The organism is Nocardiopsis sp. MT53 (assembly GCF_019598965.1).
Taxonomy (GTDB): Bacteria; Actinomycetota; Actinomycetes; order Streptosporangiales; family Streptosporangiaceae; genus Nocardiopsis; species Nocardiopsis changdeensis.
This window is the reverse complement of the sequence record NZ_CP080599.1, coordinates 4,163,277-4,177,602: the sequence shown is the minus strand read 5'-3', so window position 1 is coordinate 4,177,602 and position 14,326 is coordinate 4,163,277. Positions and strand designations below refer to the sequence as shown.

12 protein-coding genes are annotated in these 14,326 nt (G+C 76.9%); 6 read left to right on the top strand and 6 right to left on the bottom strand.

The genetic code is table 11. From position 1 onward, the window contains the following. Window positions 1–11: 11 nt before the first annotated feature. On the bottom strand, window positions 12–1,244 hold the full coding sequence (locus K1J57_RS18670) for an MFS transporter (protein ID WP_220559844.1): 1,233 nt from the start codon (window positions 1,242–1,244) through the stop codon (window positions 12–14). 121 nt (window positions 1,245–1,365) lie between these two features. On the opposite strand from K1J57_RS18670, the gene K1J57_RS18665 reads away from it, so the two are divergent. The 4 genes from K1J57_RS18665 (at window position 1,366) to K1J57_RS18650 (ending at window position 3,996) form a co-directional block, all read left to right on the top strand. Further along, the gene (locus tag K1J57_RS18665) at window positions 1,366–2,292 is read left to right on the top strand and encodes a LysR family transcriptional regulator (RefSeq protein ID WP_220559843.1); all 927 of its coding nucleotides are present in this window, start codon (window positions 1,366–1,368) and stop codon (window positions 2,290–2,292) included. A 137-nt stretch (window positions 2,293–2,429) separates the two neighbouring features. Continuing rightward, window positions 2,430–2,753, top strand: coding sequence for a winged helix-turn-helix domain-containing protein (locus K1J57_RS18660; RefSeq protein WP_220559842.1), 324 nt, complete (start codon window positions 2,430–2,432; stop codon window positions 2,751–2,753). Continuing rightward, the gene (locus tag K1J57_RS18655; RefSeq protein ID WP_220559841.1) at window positions 2,753–3,013 is read left to right on the top strand and encodes a hypothetical protein; all 261 of its coding nucleotides are present in this window, start codon (window positions 2,753–2,755) and stop codon (window positions 3,011–3,013) included. The genes K1J57_RS18660 and K1J57_RS18655 overlap by 1 nt, the downstream gene beginning before the upstream one ends. 14 nt (window positions 3,014–3,027) lie before the next feature. Continuing rightward, window positions 3,028–3,996 (top strand): NAD(P)-dependent alcohol dehydrogenase, encoded by a 969-nt coding sequence (locus K1J57_RS18650; RefSeq protein ID WP_220559840.1) that lies wholly within the window; start codon window positions 3,028–3,030, stop codon window positions 3,994–3,996. Here K1J57_RS18650 and K1J57_RS34005 read toward each other — a convergent pair. From K1J57_RS34005 to K1J57_RS18625, 5 genes are all read right to left on the bottom strand, one after another. Next, window positions 3,977–6,820, bottom strand: a complete 2,844-nt coding sequence (locus tag K1J57_RS34005) for a helix-turn-helix transcriptional regulator (RefSeq protein WP_220559839.1) — start codon at window positions 6,818–6,820, stop codon at window positions 3,977–3,979. The two genes, K1J57_RS18650 and K1J57_RS34005, sit on opposite strands and share 20 nt — an antisense overlap. 64 nt (window positions 6,821–6,884) lie before the next feature. Further along, complete coding sequence (locus tag K1J57_RS18640; RefSeq protein ID WP_220559838.1) at window positions 6,885–9,749, bottom strand: AAA family ATPase; 2,865 nt, start codon at window positions 9,747–9,749, stop codon at window positions 6,885–6,887. A 45-nt stretch (window positions 9,750–9,794) separates the two neighbouring features. Then, the gene (locus K1J57_RS18635) at window positions 9,795–10,982 is read right to left on the bottom strand and encodes a globin domain-containing protein (RefSeq protein ID WP_220559836.1); all 1,188 of its coding nucleotides are present in this window, start codon (window positions 10,980–10,982) and stop codon (window positions 9,795–9,797) included. Between the two features lie 215 nt (window positions 10,983–11,197). Next, window positions 11,198–11,659 (bottom strand): Rrf2 family transcriptional regulator, encoded by a 462-nt coding sequence (locus K1J57_RS18630; protein ID WP_220559835.1) that lies wholly within the window; start codon window positions 11,657–11,659, stop codon window positions 11,198–11,200. Window positions 11,660–11,737: 78 nt separating this feature from the next. Next, a complete protein-coding gene (locus tag K1J57_RS18625; protein WP_220559834.1) occupies window positions 11,738–12,382 on the bottom strand; it encodes a hypothetical protein in 645 nt (214 codons plus the stop codon). Window positions 12,383–12,571: 189 nt separating this feature from the next. Between K1J57_RS18625 and K1J57_RS18620 the strand changes: the two genes are divergently transcribed. Beyond that, window positions 12,572–13,714 carry a sensor histidine kinase gene (locus tag K1J57_RS18620; RefSeq protein WP_220559833.1) on the top strand — a complete coding sequence of 381 codons (1,143 nt, stop codon included), beginning with the start codon at window positions 12,572–12,574 and terminating at the stop codon, window positions 13,712–13,714. Continuing rightward, window positions 13,711–14,316, top strand: coding sequence for a DNA-binding response regulator (locus tag K1J57_RS18615; protein WP_220559832.1), 606 nt, complete (start codon window positions 13,711–13,713; stop codon window positions 14,314–14,316). Before K1J57_RS18620 ends, K1J57_RS18615 begins: the two co-directional genes overlap by 4 nt. Window positions 14,317–14,326: the final 10 nt, after the last annotated feature.

The following is a 14,326-nucleotide window of genomic DNA, read 5'->3' as shown; positions in this document are numbered from 1 at the left end:
GCGGGTCGTCCTCATGCCCCTGGTCCTCCCGCCGCCCGCCGGCCGGGCGCACGGGCACCCGCGCTCAACAGGAGCGGGGTGAGGAGCAGCAGCACCCCGGCGGCGGCGATCGCGGACCGCGCGCCCGTCACCGCCGCGAGCAGGCCCCACAGCGCGGTCACGGCGGCGACCACCACGGCCCTCGTCACGTTCCAGGCCACCAGGACCCGGGCCGCCCGCTCCGCCGGGACGCGCCGCAGGCGCTCGGCGGCGAACAGCGGGTTGAACACCCCGATGCAGGTGATCATCGCCGCCTGAACCGCGATGACCAGCACCATCCCGGCCGGGCCCGGCACCACCGGGACCAGCCCGAGCGGCCACACCGCCCGCAGCGTCCCGGCGGCCCGCAGTACCCGGCGGCGCCCGTAGCGCGCCTCCAGCCGCGGGGCGAGCCGCGCCCCGCAGAGCCCGCCCAGGCACGGCAGGCCCAGCGCCAGCCCGTACTGCCAGGCCGACCAGCCGAGTTCTCCCAGCAACAGCACCGCCAGCAGCGGCTCGGTGGCCATGATCAGCGCGTTCACCGCCACCGTGTTCCGGAACAGCGGCCGCAGCACGGGGTCGGCGTGGACGAACCGCCATCCCCGGACCAGGTCCGCGGCCCGCGCGGGCTCCGGACGCGCGGGCGGCTCCTCCCGGTCCCGGATCGCCGCGACCGCCAGCGCCGACGCCAGGAACCCGAGGGCGTTCGCGGCCACCGTGGCCACCGGTCCCAGCAGCCCGACGGCCGCTCCGCCCGCCACCGGCCCGACCGTCGTCGCGGTCCAGGTCGTCGCCTCGAACCGGCCGTGCGCCACCACCAGGTGCTCGGGCCGCACGATCTGTTTGAGGTGGGCGCCGCCGACCGAGGTGAACGTGATCCCGGCCGCCGCGGTGACCACCGACACCACGAGCAGCTGCGTGTACGTCAGCAGGCCGCACCAGTAGGCGGCCGGGACCGACAGCAGCGCGGCGCACCTGACGGCGTCGGCCCCGATCATGACCGGCCTCTTGCGCCGCCGTTCCGCCCACGGCCCCAGCGGCAGCGCCAGCAGCGCCCCCGCCGCGGTCCCCGCGGCGGCCAGAGCCGACACCTGCGCCGGTCCCGCCCTCAGCACCGTGACCGCGATCAGGGGGAACGCCCCGAACGCCAGCCAGGTGCCGGCCGTGGACACGGCGAACCCCGCCCACAGCCACCCGAACGCGCCTCCCGGCCCCTGCCGCGACATCCGATCCCTTCCGACGGCCGCCCGCTGACGGAGAGATCAGAGCAGACCGGCCCGCCCGTGATCCAACAACGGCGGGACGTGCGGTCCACAACCGCGCGTTGTGGCCCCCTACGATGCGGGCATGGACATCGAGGCCGTGCGCACCTTCGTCGCCGTCGCCGAGACGGGGCGGTTCCAGGACGCCGCCGCCGACCTGCGCGTCACCCAGCAGGCCGCCTCCAAACGGGTCGCGAACCTCGAGCGCTCCCTGGGCGCGGTGCTGTTCACCCGCACCGCGGGCGGCGCCCGGCTCACCCCGGAGGGCCGCGCCTTCCTCCCGCACGCCCGCGGGGTGCTGCGCGCCGTGGAGCACGCGGCGGCCTCCGTACGACCGGGAAGGCGGGCGCTGCGGGTGGACGTGCTGAGCCGGCGCATCGCCCCGGGCGCGGCCCTGCACCGGTTCCACCTCGACCACCCGGACACCGGGCTGGACGTGGTCTCGCTGCCGAACGCCGGCGCCGGGGCCGCCGTCACGGAACTCCTGGCCGGGCGGATCGACGCCACGTTCCGCGCCGTCGCCGACCCGCCCGCGGGCGTCACCGCCGAACGGGCCCTGGACGACCCCCTCCAGTTGCTGACGGGGCCGCGCCACCCGCTGGCCGGGGCGGGGATGCTGCGCCCGGCGGATCTGGCCGGGTACCGGATCCGGATCCCCGGCATCCGCCCGGGCACCGAGTGGGCCGACTACTACGACGCCCTGGCGGAGGAGTTCGGCCTGGGCATCGACGCCAGGGGCCCGGACTTCGGCAGCGACGCCCTGTTGGACGCCATCGCGGAGTCGGCGACCGTGGCGACGCTGGTGTGCGCCGGGGACCGGTACGTGTGGCCCGACTCCTGCGGTCTGCGCCGCATCCCGCTGGCCGACCCGGTGCCGGTGTACCCGCACTCGCTGCTGTTCCGCACCGGGGACCCGCACCCGGCCCTGGACCTGCTCCGCCGCCACCTCGCCGCCCGCCGCACGGTCCCGCCCGGCCCGGTCTGGGAGCCGCCCGGCCGCCGGGTGCCGTGAGGGGGCGGCCGCCCCCGCTCCGGCCCCGAGGCCGCCGGGCCGTGTGAGTGCGCCGGCCGCCGCCGGGGGCTTGTGCCGGCGGGCAGGGCGGCCTTATCTTTCATATGTAAGAAATTTCTTACACGTATAGGGAAGTCATGACACAGCGCGAACCCACCGGTGACGAGCTCGTCGAACTGTTCGCCGCACTCGCCAACCCGGTACGCCTGCGGATCATCGCGACGCTCCGGGGCGGCCGCGACTACGTCAGCAGCCTCGCGCGCGTCATCGGCATCAGCCGACCGCTGCTCCACATGCACCTGCAGCGCCTCGAAGCGGCCGGAGTGGTCGTCGGCAGCCTGGAGCTGTCCGACGACGGCAAGGCCATGAAGTACTTCGAGCTCGCCGACCTGGACCTGCACCTCACCCCGGAACTGATCGCCGCCGCGGCCGCGAGCCTCACCGTCAAGGAGAAGCAGTAATGGACTGGCCCACCGTGATCCTCATCCTCGGCCTGCTCACGATCGCCACCTTCATCGGCATCGCGATCGAGGCCGGCCGCCAGGAGTCCCGCAAGACCACCATCGGCGCCGCCCGCGCCGACGAACTCCGGAGCCTGGTGGCCCGCTACGAGGAACTGGCCGCCACCACCCTCGACGCCCAGCAGCGCACCGCCGCGGACGTCGCCGAACTGCGCGCCCGCGCCGCCTCGATCGAGCAGATCCTGCGAACGGTGGAATGACGATGTCCGACCTGATGCGAGCACTCGTACAGACCGCCTACGGCGAGGCCCGCGACGTCCTCGCGTTCGCCGAGGCCCCCGTGCCCGAACCCGGTGAGGGCGAGGTGCGCGTCCGGGTCCACGCCGCGGCGCTGAACGCCGCCGACGTGTACATCATGCGCGGCGAGCCCGTCGTGGGCCGCCTCGCGTTCGGCCCGTCCCGGCCGCGGCAGCGGATCCGGGGACGGGACCTGGCGGGCGTGGTCGACGCCGTCGGACCCGGGGTCCGAGGCCTCGGCCCCGGCGACCGCGTGGCCGGCGAGGGCGAGGGGTCGCTCGCCGAGTACGCCTGCGTCAAGGCGTCACGGGCGGCGCGCGTGCCCGACACCGTGTCGCTGCACGACGCCGCCGCCGTCCCGCTGGCCGGGGTGACCGCCCTCCAGGCGGTGCGCGACGGCGGAGTGGGGCCCGGCGACCGCGTGCTCGTCAACGGCGCGGCGGGCGGCGTGGGCTCCTTCGCCGTGCAGCTGGCCGCGGCCGCGGGGGCCGAGGTCACCGGGGTGTGCAGCGCCGGCGGCAGCGGGTTCGTGCGCTCGCTCGGCGCCCGCGCGATCGACTACGCGGCCGAGGACTTCACCCGCACCGGGCCCTACGACGCCGTCATCGACCTGGCCGGGAACCGCACCCTGCGCGAGCTGCGCGGCGCGCTCGCCCCCGACGGCACGCTGGTGCTGTCCTCGGGCAACGGGACACGGATGATGGGCCCGCTGTGGCGCAACGCCGCCGCGTCCCTGGCCTCGCCCTTCACCCGGCAGCGCCTGCGCCCGTTCCTGGCCCGGACGGCCCGGGAGGACGTCGGGGACCTGCTGGCCCGGATCGCCGGGGGCGGCCTGCGCGTCCGGGTCGAGCGCACCCACCCGTTCGAGGAGGCCGCCGACGCGCTCGCCCACGTCTCCGGGGGCCACGCCCGCGGCAAGGTCGTGGTCACCCTGCGGGAGGAATGAGCCCCAGCTCCCGGGCCCGCGCCCCGGCCGCGTGGCGGTTGGTCACGCCGAGCTTGCCCATCAGGTTGGACATGTGCACGCTCACCGTCTTGGCCGAGATGAACAGCTTCTCCCCGATCTCGGTGTTGCTGAGCCCCGCGGCCGCCCGCACCAGCACCTCGGCCTCCCGGGGCGTCAGCCCCGCCGGGAGGCGCGGCTCCCCGGCCACCGCGCGCAGCGGTTCCACGTACCGCTCGCGCAGCGGGGCGTCGGTGTCCAGCAGCCCCACGGCCTCCTCCAGCCGACCGAACAGCTCCCGGGCCCGGGCGCCCTCCCCCGCCTCGGCGGCGGCCCGGCAGGCCTCCTCCAGCAGCAGGAACTCCTCCGCGTGGAGACCCCTGCCTCTCACCATCTCCAGCGCCCGTTCCCAGTGCCCCAGGGACCCGGCGGGGTCGGCCGTCAGACGCGCCAGCGCCTGGGCGCGCCGCAGCTCCCCGTACGGGGTGGACCACCACTGCGACGGACGCAGGTACACCCCGACCCGCCCGGCCAGCTCCTCCGCCTCCCCGGCCCGGCCGGCCCGCCGCAGCGCGCGCACCAGTCCGGCCAGCGGCCCCGGCCCGTTCAGCGACGACTGCGTCGGCCGCCCTCCCTCCTCACGCTCGACCATCCGGTACGCCGTCTCCAGCGCGCCCTCCAGGTCCCCCTCCGCGGTCAGCACCCGGACCCCCACCTGGTCCACCGCCGCGAACAGGTGGGCGTCGGTGTCCCGGACCGCCTCGACCGCCTGCTCCCAGTGCTCCCGCGCCCCCGCGGTGTCCCGCTGGGCCAGCCGGATCTCGGCGAGCACGAACCGGCGGGTCCCCTCGTCGAGCCGGCCCCCGGAGGACCCGGCCAGCACCTCCTCGGCCTCGCGCATCCTCCCCAGGTCCAGGAGCGCCCCCGCCTTCTCCGTCTCGGGGACGGGCCCGCGGGTCCGGAGGACCCCCAGTTCCGCGCACCGGTCCAGGAACTCCCGCTCCGCCCGCAGGCACTCGTGCCACTCCAGCCGGTACAGGTGGTGGACCGCGATGTTGTTCCGGGCCCGCAGCTCGGCGTCGACCATCCCCAGTTCCCGCGCCAGCCCCATCCCCCCGGTGAGCAGGGGCAGCGAGCCGTCCGCGCGCCCCACCTCCAGCGTGCTGCCCAGGGTGATGAGGGCCTCGGCCTCGCTGCGCCGGTCCCCCGCCGCGCGCGCCCGGTCCAGGACGTCCCGGGCGGCCCGCCGCGCCTCCGCGTCCCGGCCCACGAGGTAGAGCAGCGCCGCCCGGGCGCCGCTGACCGCGATGTGGTCCGGGTGCCCCCGGGGCAGCAGCACGGACGCCTCGTCCAGTACCTCCAGGCCCTCGTTCCGGCGGTGCAGCGCCTTGAGGGCCTGGGACCGCAGCAGCAGGAAGCCCGCCCGGGAGACGGGGTCCGCGGACTGCTCCGCCCCCTCGGCGGTGTAGCGCAGCGCTTCGTGGGAGGAGCCGCCGATCTGCACGGCCGCCCGGGCCGCGTCCAGCAGCAGCCGTGCGCGCGTGACGCCCAGCGGGGCGGCCGCGGCCTCCGGGTCGGGCAGCAGTTCCCACAGCTCCAGCAGCCGCTCCACCGCGGCCAGGTGCTCGGGGTGGGCGAACGCGTCCGCCGCGTGCCCGGCCGCCGCCCACAGGGCGGCGAAGGCGCGGGGGTGGTCGTGCACCGCGTCGGCGTGGTGGGCCAGGCGCAGCACCCGCTCCGGTTCGGCCAGGCCCGGCACCCCCGCCTCCAGTGCGGTCACGTAGCGGCGGTGGCCGCGCACCCGCCGCCCCGGCAGCAGGTCCTCGCGCACCGCCTCGGCCAGCAGCGCGTGCCGGAACCGGTAGTCCTCCCCCACCACGCTCAGCACCCGGGCGTCGACGGCCCGGCGCAGCACCCCGTCCAGCTCGTCCTCGGAGAGGTCGCCGGCCACCGCCGCCAGCAGCGCGTGGTGCACGCGGACCCCCGACAGCGCGGCCAGGCCCAGCACCGCGCGGTCGGTGTCGGGGAGGCGGTCGACGGCGCGCAGCAGCAGGTCGCGTGAGGTGTCGGGGAGCCCGTCGTCCGGGGACGACACCAGGGCCTCCACGAACAGGGGGTTTCCGCCGCTGCGCTCGCAGAGCAGGTCCAGCGCGCGCGGCTCGGGGCGGGCGCCGCCGCGCAGGGCGGCCGCCTGGGCGGCGACCTCCTCGCGGCCGAAGGGACCCAGGTCCAGCCGGGTGACCCGGGCCGGGCGCTCCAGGTCGGGCAGGAGGCGGCGCAGGGGGTGGGCGCGGTGCAGGTCGTCGGTGCGGACGGTGGCCAGCAGGTGGACCGGGGCGGGGCCGAGGTTGCGCACCAGGAAGAGCAGGAGGTCTCGGGTGGAGGCGTCGGCCCAGTGCAGGTCCTCGACCACCAGGGCCAGGCCGCCGCCGTCGGCGGCGGTGTCCTCCAGGTAGGACAGGACGGCCTCGAACAGCCGGGTGCGGTCCTCGTCGGGCGCGGCGGCGGTCCCGAGTTCGGGGAGCAGCCGGGCGAGCGCCCCGGCCCGGGCCGGGGAGGGCGGGACCTCGCGGACCAGGTGGCGCAGGGCGGCGGTGAAGGGGGCGAAGGCGACGGTGCCGCCGCTGGTCTCCAGGCAGGCGCCGACCGCCGCGCGGGGCAGGGGCGTGCGCCGCAGGTACTCCTCCAGCAGGCGGGTCTTGCCGACCCCGGCGTCCCCGAGGACCAGGGTGGCCCGGGCGTCCCCGCGGGCGGCGAGGTCCCCCTCGGCCAGCAGGTGTGCCAGGTCGGGGCCGCGTCCGATGAACGCCGTGGGAGTGGGGGCCATGGCGCCAGTATGCCCGGGCCGCGAAACGACCCCCACCTTTACGACATAGATCACATATCGGACATCAGCCCAGGTTCAGGTCCCGGGCCTTCGCGGCGGCCGCGCCGCGGTTGGCCACCCCGAGCTTGCCCATGAGGTTGGACATGTGGACGCTCACCGTCTTGGCCGAGATGAACAGCTTCTCCCCGATCTGCCGGTTGGTCATCCCCAGGGCCGCCAGGCGCAGCACCTCCGCCTCCCGCTGTGTCAGCCCCGCCGGGGCCTCCCCCGCGGCCCGCGTGCGCGGCCGGGGCAGGCCGTGTGCGCGGCGGATCCGGTCGGCGAGCTCCGCGAACAGGGTCAGGCCGCTCTCCCGGGCGGCCCCCTCCACCTCCTCCAGGTGTGCGGCGGCCCGCTCCGGCTCCCCCGCCCGGGCCGCGGCGCGCGCCGCCGCCAGCAGCAGGTGCACACGGTGGAAGCGGTGCTCGCGCACCTGCGGCAGCAGCCCCTCCAGGGTCCGCGAGGCCGCGGCCGCGTCCTGCGAGGACTGGGCCGCGACCTGGTCGCGGACCAGCCGGTCCACCGGGTGCGTCATGTCCCGGGGCAGCGCGGCGGCGGCCTCGCGCAGGACCGCGGTCAGGTCGGCCGCCCGTTCCCGCCATTCCGGCTCGTCGCGCATCATGTCCGCCACCTCGGCCACGGAGGAGAGATTGCTCATGTACCGGCCGTCCAGGTGGGGGGCGTCCCGGTCGCCTTCGTCCAGGAGGCGCCGGGCGATATCGGCCGCCGTGTCGAACCGCCCCTCGACCGCCGTGCGCATCATCTCCGTGAAGCGGATGGGCGTGTACTCCGGCGGGGAACTGCTCTCCTCGGGCAGCAGGCGGCGGAACTCCTCCAAGGCCCTGTCCGCGCCCGCGGCGTCCTGCCGGTAGAAGGCGAGCTGCTGGATCAGCGTCCACGTCCGGGCCCGGATCAGCCGGTCGCCCGCTGACGGGTCCAGCAGCCGCTCGCACTCCTCCACCCGCAGCTGGTAGAAGCGGCTCAACCCCATGCTCAGGCGGAACGCCGGGCCCTGGGTGCGCGCCAGCCCCAGCTCCCCGGTGCGCTCCAGGCCGCGCCGCGCGGTGTCGTAGGACTCCGCCGCCCTCCCCTCCGCGGAGAGGACCCCCGAGAGGTTGATCCACCCCCGCAGCTCCGCATGGACGTACCCGGTCGCGCGGGCGAGGGCGATGCCCTCCGTGAGCAGCCGCAGAGCCCTGTCCGGGTCCTCCTGCGCGGTCAGGCTGCCCAGGGTGACGAGCACGTCGGCCTCGCTGCCCCGGTCGCCGGCCTCGCGGGCCGTGCGCAGCGCCCTCTCCGCGGAGTGGCGGGCCCGGGTGGGGTGGCCGCGCACCATGAACGTGGACGCCAGCAGCGCCCCGGCCGCGGCCTGGTGGGGGTCGCCCCTCTCCATCACCACGAACGCGTCGGCCAGGTCCTCCAGCGCCCCGTCGCTGCCCAGGTCCTTGTAGGCGTAGGCGCGGACGTAGCGCAGACCCGCGATGAGCGCGCGGTGCGGCGGGGGCTCCTTGACGCCCGGGTCGTGGTGGCCGGTGACCCCCAGCTCCTCCAGGCCCTCGGTGGCGTAGTCCACCGCGCGGCGCAGCGACCCGGCCAGCAGGCACACGGCGGCGGCCAGGCGCAGCACCTCGGCGCGGGGCGCGCCCACCCGTTCGGCGGCGTCGGGGACGAGGTCCCACAGTTCCAGGACCCGTTCGAGCAGGACCAGCCGCTCGGGGTGGGCGGCCGCGTCGGCGGCGTGCCGGGCCGCGGCCCAGGCGGTGGACAGGGCCAGCGGCTGGTCCCCGGCGGCGTGAGCGTGGTGGGCCAGTTGCAGGGCGGTGCCGGCCTCGTCCAGTCCCGGCACCCCCCGCTGGAGCGCTTCGGCGTAGCGCCGGTGCGCGCGGATGCGCTCGCCGGGCAGCAGGTCGGTGTAGACGGCCTCGGCGAGCAGGGCGTGCCGGAAGACGTACCCCTCCGCCGTGGCGCGCAGCACCCGCGCGTCCACGGCCGGGCGCAGCGCGGCGTCCAGGGCCTCCTCGCCGGTCCCGGCCCGGCGGGCCACCGCGGACAGGAGGGTGTGGCCGATGCGGTCCCCGGCGGCGGCGATCAGCCCGACCACCCGGCGGGCGTCGTCGGGCAGCCGGTCGACGGCGGAGGTCAGCAGCTCGCGGGGCCCGTCGGGCAGCGGACCGCCCGGTCCGTCCAGGAACGCCTCCACGAACAGGGGGTTGCCGCCGCTGCGCTCGTGCAGCAGGTCGGGGTCGGCGGGCGGGGCGCCGCGCAGGGCGGTGGCCTGGGCGGCGACCTCGTCCCGGCTGAACGGTTCGAGGTCCAGGCGCGAGACCCGGGGCAGCCGTTCGACCTGGGGCAGCAGGCGGCGCAGCGGGTGGGTGCGGTGCAGGTCGTCGGTGCGCACGGTGGCCACCAGGTGGACCGGGGCCTCCCCCAGGTTGCTCATCAGGAACACCAGCAGGTCGCGGGTGGAGGCGTCCGCCCAGTGCAGGTCCTCCACGACGACGAGGAGTCCGTCCCCGCGCGCCCGCTCCTCCAGGAAGGTGAGGACGGACTCGAACAGCCGCGCCCGGCCGGTGCCGTCGGCCTCCGGGACCGGGCCGGCCCCGGGCACCGGCCCGGCGCCGCCGTCGCGGGACAGGTCCCGCAGCAGCGCGGTGAAGGGCGCGAAGGGGATGCCGTCGCCGCCGAGTTCGAGGCAGCCGCCGACGGCGGTGCGGCCCAGCGGCGTCCGGTCCCGGTACTCGTCGACGAGCCGGGTCTTGCCGATCCCGGCGTCGCCGCAGACCAGCAGGGCACGGGCGCCCTCGGACCGGACGCGGTGGGCGTCCTCGACCAGGGCGGCGAGCTGGCGGTCGCGGCCGATGAACACGGGGCGGGGGGAGTCGTCCTGCATCCCGTCACAGTACGGCGTCCCGCACCGCCCCGCACCGGGCCGCGGTCAGGCGGTGCCCTGCCACAGGTCGGGGCCGAACACCTCGTAGCGGACACGCCGGGCGGGGACCCCGGCGTCCAGCAGCCGGGCCCGCACCCCGCGCATGAACGGCAGGGGGCCGCACAGGAACGCCTCCACCCCCTCGGGGACGTCCACCCCGGACAGGTCCATCCGGCCGGTGCGGTCGCCGCCGCCGGTCTCGTACCAGGTGAGGGCACGGGCGCCGGGCAGCGCGTCGACCAGGGCGGCGACCTCGTCGCGGTGGGCGTGGTCCCCGGGCGAGCGGTCGGCGTGCAGGACCAGGACGGGCCGGGTGTCGCCGCGTTCGGCCAGGCCGCGCAGCAGGGCGACCACGGGGGTGCAGCCGATCCCGGCGGAGGCGAACAGCAGCGGGTGGTCGCCGCCGGGCAGGACCACGTCGCCGGCCGGGGCGGACACCATGAGGGTGTCGCCGGGGCGGGCGGTCCCGTGCAGGAGGGTGGAGACCTCCCCGGCGGGGGCCGACCCGGCGCGCAGGCGCTTGACGGTGATGCGGCGGCGGGTGCCGTCCCAGCCGGTGAGGGTGTACTGGCGGGCCTGGCGGACGCCGTCGGGCATGCGCACCCGGACGCTGACGTACTGGCCGGGGAGCGGGGCGGGCGGGGCCCCGGCGCCGTCCCCGGGTTCGAGGGTGAGGCTGACGGTGTCGGGGGTCTGCTCGCTGCGCTCGGTGACGGTCCAGGGGCGCCACACGTCGCGGCCCGTGGCGTGCCCGGCGTCGGCGTACAGGCGCGCCTCCAGGGCGATGAGGGCGCCGGCCATGAGCCAGTAGACCTCGTCCCAGGCGGCGACCACCTCGGGGGTGGCCGCCTCGCCGAGCACGTGGGCGATGGCGCCGAACAGGTACTTGTGGACGACGGTGTACTGGTCCTCGGTGACGCCGAGGGAGGCGTGCTTGTGGGCGATCCGGCCGAGCAGGGCGTCGGGGCGCTCGCCGGGGTGGGCGAGCAGGGCGGAGGCGAAGGCGGCCACGGCCCCGGCCAGGGCGCGGCGCTGCTCGCCCGATGCCTGGTTGCCGCGGTTGAAGAGGCCGTCCAGGAGTTCGGGGTGTTCGCCCAGCATGGTGTCGTAGAAGCGGGCGGTGACGGCGTCCAGGTGTTCCGCGACGACGGGCAGGGTGGCCCGGACCGTGGCGGCGGACTCGGCGGAGAGCATGCGACCTCCTCGCACTCGTTAATTTGCATCTGAAATGCACATTAAGAGCGGCTCCGCGACCCCCTCCGCCGGGGCCCGGCCGGGCGGGGCCCCGGGCGGGGCCGGGTGCCCGGCGGGCGGCGCCGGGGCCAGGGTCTTCGGTCCCGCGGGCGGTGGGGCGCGGGTCCCCGGCGGGGCCGGGAAAGGTCCGCGGCGGGGGTCCGCGGAGAGCTCGGTCACATTCCGGAGGCGTCCCGATCGGGCGCTTCCGGGCGCAGCAGGACCAGGGTCTCCCGGGCCGGGGACGACACCAGGGACTCCACCGTCACCTCGTCGAGGGAGGCGTAGAACGCCTCGCGGGCCCGGTGCAGGGCGCCGCGCAGGCGGCAGGCGGCGCGCAGCGGGCAGGGCGGGTCGTCCTCGCACCCGGCAAGGTCCCCCGCGCCCTCCAGTTCGCGGACGATCGCGCCGACCGGGGTCCGCCGCCCCCGTGCGGTGAGCCGCAGGCCGCCGCCCCGGCCCCGGCGGGCCTCCACCACGCCCAGCTCGGACAGGCGCGCCACCGCCTTGGCCATGTGGGTGTAGGGCACCGAGGTCATGTCCGCGACGGCGCGCGTGGTGAGGAGCTCGCCCTCCCCGGCCACGGCGAGCCGCATGACCAGGCGCAGGGACACGTCGGTGAAGGCGGTCAGGCGCATGTCCGCGAGCGTAGCCGCACCCTCCGGGCGCACGGCGCTCCGCGCCCGGGGCGGGCGCGGAGCGCGGGGCGGTGCGGTTCAGAGGCGGAAGACCAGCTCGGCGGCGACCCAGACGTCGACCACGCCGCACCACTCGGCGAAGGAGCGGGACACCGCGCGGTCCTTCCACAGGTGGTAGAAGTCCCAGATCCCGTGCAGGAGCCAGCCCGCCGCGATCAGGTAGCGGGCGGCCTCGGGGTCGACCGCCAGGCCGACCAGTCCCAGCCCGCCGAAGAACAGCATGCCCAGCGCCTGGATCCGGTACGTGCCGGGGCGGAACAGGTGCCCGTCCAGGGCCGACCAGACCAGGACCAGCAGGGCCAGCGCGGTGAAGACCGTGGAGGGCGCGGCGATCTCGGTGGCCCGCAGGACCGTGACCACCACGAAGGAGGCGAGGACCAGGGGCCAGGTGAGGTACCGGTACTTCTCCCCCACCTTGGCCATGAGCAGGTAGACCAGGGGCAGCAGCGGGAGGATCTCGGCGTAGCCGTACGCGGCGTCGGCCTCCCCTCCCCCTCCGCCGCCGAGGACGGCCGCGGAGAGCAGCGCCACCGCGGTGGGCCAGCGGGCGAGCAGGAAGCGCCCGGCCCGGCGCGGGCCGCCCTCCCCGGACCGGTCGGCCCGGGGCCCGGGCCCGGCGGTCCGGGTGTCGTTCGGTTCGGGTGCGGTCTCGTACGCGTTCACGGGAGGTCTCCTCTGCGTCACCCCCCGGTACCCGGAGGGGGTATCTTCCGTCGTGTCTCCAGACTCCTCCCGGCGGGCCCCGCCCGGTAGTGCCGGACCACCGGCGTCGGCGTGCGCGCGTCACCTCCCGGCATGACATCCGTCATGCGCCCCCTGCCGCGGCCCCGGGCCCGCTGCGACAATGGCCCGGTGGACACTGCCGACGACGGACCCGGGACCGGGGGCCTGCGCCGCTTCACCTGGTGGAGCCTGGCCGGGGTGACGGTGGCCTTCATGGCCCCGGCACTGGCCCCGCACCTGTGGGACCCCGGCCTGTCCCCATGGGCCGCGGCCGCCGGCGGCGCGGCCCTGGCCCTGACCTCGCTCTCGCTGTTCGCCCTGTTCGGCCGCCGCCTGACCCGCGGGCCCGACGGCCCCTTCCCCGCCGGGTGGGCCGCCGCGGGGTGCGCGGGCGCGCTGGTCACCGCCCTGGTCCTGTGGCCGCTGGACGAGGTGCTGTGGTCGGTGGCCCCCGCGACGGTGGCCGCCCCCGTGGCGATGTTCCTGCGTCCGCGCCCGGCCTGGGTGTCCCTCGCCGCGGTCGCGCTCGCCCTGGCCGTGCCCGGGCTGCTGCGCGGGTCGGACGCGTTCGGGGTGCTGTTCCCTCCCGGGCTGGCGCTGGTCGTGGCCTGGGCGGTGCTCGGCCTGCTGTGGACCTGGGACGTCGCCGCGCGCCTCGACGAGTCCCGTCGGCTGGCCGCCCGGCTCGCGGTCGCCGGGGAGCGGCTGCGGTTCGCCGCCGAGCTGCACGACGTGCAGGGCCACCACCTCCAGGTGATCGCGCTCAAGGCCCAGCTGGCCGCCCGGCTGGCCGGGACCGATCCGGAGCGGGCCGCCGGGGAGATGCGGGAGGTCGCCGGCCTGGCCGCCGACGCGCTGCGCGACACCCGCGCCGTGGTCCGGGGCTACCGGGGCACCTCGCTGGAGCGGGAGGTCGCCAACGCCGCCAGGGTCCTGGAGTCCGCCGGGATCCGGGTGCGCTCGTCGGTGGAGGCGGTCGACGGCGGGAGCGACGGGGTCCGGGGGCTGCTGGGCCTGGTCGTGCGCGAGGCCACCACCAACGTGCTGCGGCACAGCCGGGCGGGCGAGGTGGAGATCGCCCTGCGCCCCGAGGGCGACGGCGTACGGCTGCGGGTCGCCAACGACGGCGCCGACCCCGCCGGGAGCGGCGACGGTACCGGCCTGCGCTCCCTGGCCGAGCGGGTCGGGACCGCCGGGGGCACGCTGACGTGGGACGACACGGGCGGCCGGTTCACCGTGACCGCCGTCCTGCCCTGGGAGGGGAACGGATGAGCATCCGGCTGCTGGTCGCCGACGACGAGGACCTGCTGCGCGGCGCCCTGGCCGCCCTGCTCGGGCTGGAGCCCGACCTGGAGGTCGTGGCGCAGGCCGCCACCTCCACCGAAGCGGTGCGGCTGGCCCGCGCGCACCGGCCCGACATCGCGGTCCTGGACCTGGAGATGCCCCCGGCGGACGGGCTGCGGGCGGCCGAGGAGATCCGGGACGACCCCGGCTGCCGGGTGGTGCTGGTGACCCGGCACGCCCGGCCCGGCGTGCTGCGGCGCGCCCTGCGGGCGGGGGCGAGCGGTTTCGTGCCCAAGACCACCCCGGCGGAGCGGCTCGCCGAGATCCTGCGGGAGGTGGCGGCGGGCCGCCGGTACGTGGACCCCGACATCGCCGCGTCCGCGCTGACCGAGGACGACTGCCCGCTCGGGGAGCGGGAGCTGGAGGTGCTGCGACACTCCCGGGGCGGGGCGTCCGTCAACGAGATCGCCGCCCGGGTTCACCTGGCGCCCGGGACGGTGCGCAACTACCTGTCGTCGGCGATGGGCAAGCTGGGGGTGTCGTCCCGGCACGCGGCCGCGCACCGCGCCTGGGAGGAGGGCTGGATCTAGGCGTACCGGC